Here is a 2,294-nt window from a genome sequence, read left to right as displayed (position 1 = left end):
TCAAATAGTTCAACCAACTGCTCCCGCTGATGCTCACTCACCAAACTTCGAGCTCTCAATGAAAACTACTCCCCACTAATCGGAAACTGATTTCTCAGTCCAACTAATGGGGAGCAGTTCATCGGAAAGAGCGCGGGGGCTGGCTTTTGTATGCGGCCAACAGGCACTGATTATGCGGAAACGGCATCTTCCAGCTCGGCCAGCAAGGAATTGGTGCGCTCCACCTTGGCATCTACAGGGCGGAACTCGCCGTCGGCCCAGTCAGTAAAGAAGCCAAAGTCCAGCTGATTGCGAAGCTGCGGCATGGAGAAGTTCACTACGACAGAACGCCATGCTTCCACGCCGCGGATTGCGCCCGCTGGACCGTAACCGGCGAACGCGACTGGCTTACCGGTCCACTCCCCGGCCAAGCAGTCGAAGGCATTCTTGAATGGACCCGGCACGGAGCGGTTGTACTCCGGGGTAACAAATACGAAACCATCGCAGGCATCCACTGCATCAGACCACGCCTGCACCTTTTCATCTGCATACTGCTTATTGGCGGTGGCAGGAATGACGTCAGTAGTCAGCAGTGGAACATCAAACTCCTTGAGATCCAGCAGGGTGTACTCCACCCCATTCTGGCGCCCCTTGGCAAGATCATAGAGCCACTCACCCACGACCTTGCCGGCCGAGTTATCGCGAGTAGTACCGATGATGATGCCGATACGAGACATGAGAAAACCTTCTTTCCTTCAAGCTTTATGTAACGCCTCTAGCTTACCGCCCGTGCAGATACTTGTCTGATAGTGATGTTGATACGTCCTTCACTCAGCCCGCACCCCTCCGGCAACGTTCCATCATTAACGCGCACCACGCCGTGGTAGGCAAAGCGCTTTGGCCCACCAAAGACCACCAAATCCCCTGAGCACAGCGTGATATCATCCCACGGCCGCGTGCGCGATTCGGTATGGCCCATGCGGAAAAGCGCCTCATCCCCAATGGATAGCGAAATCACCGGGGCGGGTGACTCCTCGGAATCATCCACGTGCATGCCCATAGCCGATCCCGGTGGATAGTAATTCACCAATGCCATCTCCGGCACGAAGGTCTCCACCCATGGCTCTAGCTCGGGTGCTACCTCAGCCGCGGCGCGCAGTGTCCCCGGAGCAATCCGCCGCAGGCTCTCCGGCACCGGCAGAACCCGCGTGCCGTCTATATTGTCCACGTACCGATAGCTGGGATAATGCCAATACCTGCCCAGATGCAGCTGAAAAACGCTCATTTGCCCGCCGGATTTCAACCGCGGCCGCACCATCGCCATCGGCGTACCCGCATACTCGCGCGCAATGCCGCGCATCTCTTCTACCAAGGCCTTCTGCTTATCGATGCCCGCCCATCCCGGCACATGCCCCACCCCCGGAGCCACACGCACGCTCGGCCGCGGCAGCGAATCAAAAAGCATGACCTCATCCTAACCCAACGCCCCGATAAATCGACCAAGACCTATTATCCTCGCCAAGGATCAGAATCTGTTCAAGACCAATAGGCCCAAGCCTAGGGCGCCTCACGCGGGTTTCACCGGCTGGTTTATCTGGTTCCAAATGGCCTATTGAAGTGCCCCAGACCACCACTGCACACGGCCCATAGGAACACAACAACCTCGACTTTCTCACCAGCCTCGAACTAGGCGAGGAGGCTCCTACCGGCTACCAGACCGTGGATAACGCTCACGACACCCAGAGTGAGAACAAGGCACCAGAGCTGGAAGCACAGCATGAAGACGATTAGGACGCCGAACTCTAATCAAACCGGAGCCGGAACAGGATTAGTCCTTAGTCGGTGCTTTCCCAGAAATCATCCGGGATAGCCTCTTCCAACTCACGGTCTAAATACTCGATGGCTTCCTTCTCGCTCATGCCCTGGTTCATTAACTCATCAATCATGTAATCGGTGGCAGCGTTTAACTTCTGCTGGGAAATATCCCGCAGACTCGGCCCTCGCCGCTGACCATCGTCAGCGGTAGTGGGGTTACCCGCAAGTCGTGGACACGTTGTTAAGCTGCTCAGGAGTTAAGCAGCGGCTTTCTTATTACCGTTTTGATTAGCGAGCTGGGCTTCGAAATCGACGGGGCTTACCATCCCGATGGACGAGTGGCGACGGCGCCGGTTATAGACGATCTCAATCCAGCGACCCACCGTCTTCCGGGCTTCGTTGCGGGTTTGTCATTTCTTCCGATCGTAAAATTCGGTCTTCAATGTCGACCAGAACGACTCGGCCATCGCATTGTCAAAGCAGACACCAGTACGGCCGAC

The 2,294-nt window shown here is 56.3% G+C and carries 2 protein-coding genes and 1 pseudogene; all 3 read right to left on the bottom strand.

Annotated elements, in window-relative coordinates:
- Nucleotides 1-170 precede the first annotated feature (170 nt).
- Nucleotides 171-716 carry an NADPH-dependent FMN reductase gene (locus tag MHY24_RS11950; protein WP_239230921.1) on the bottom strand — a complete coding sequence of 182 codons (546 nt, stop codon included), beginning with the start codon at nucleotides 714-716 and terminating at the stop codon, nucleotides 171-173.
- A gap of 38 nt (nucleotides 717-754) precedes the next feature.
- On the bottom strand, nucleotides 755-1,444 hold the full coding sequence (locus MHY24_RS11945) for an alpha-ketoglutarate-dependent dioxygenase AlkB (RefSeq protein WP_239230920.1): 690 nt from the start codon (nucleotides 1,442-1,444) through the stop codon (nucleotides 755-757).
- 607 nt (nucleotides 1,445-2,051) lie between these two features.
- A pseudogene (locus tag MHY24_RS11940) lies at nucleotides 2,052-2,294 on the bottom strand (integrase core domain-containing protein); the annotation flags it as partial.

Origin of the sequence: Corynebacterium sp. ACRPQ (assembly GCF_022347225.1) — a bacterium.
In the GTDB taxonomy this organism is placed as follows: domain Bacteria; phylum Actinomycetota; class Actinomycetes; order Mycobacteriales; family Mycobacteriaceae; genus Corynebacterium; species Corynebacterium tuberculostearicum_D.
This window is presented reverse-complemented; position numbering and strand designations above follow the sequence as displayed.

What these genes read in the sequence shown, in the direction of transcription:
- MHY24_RS11945 (WP_239230920.1), bottom strand. Translation starts at nt 1,444, where the DNA reads ATGCTTTTTGATTCGCTGCCGCGGCCGAGCGTGCGTGTGGCTCCGGGG.
- MHY24_RS11950 (WP_239230921.1), bottom strand. Translation starts at nt 716, where the DNA reads ATGTCTCGTATCGGCATCATCATCGGTACTACTCGCGATAACTCGGCC.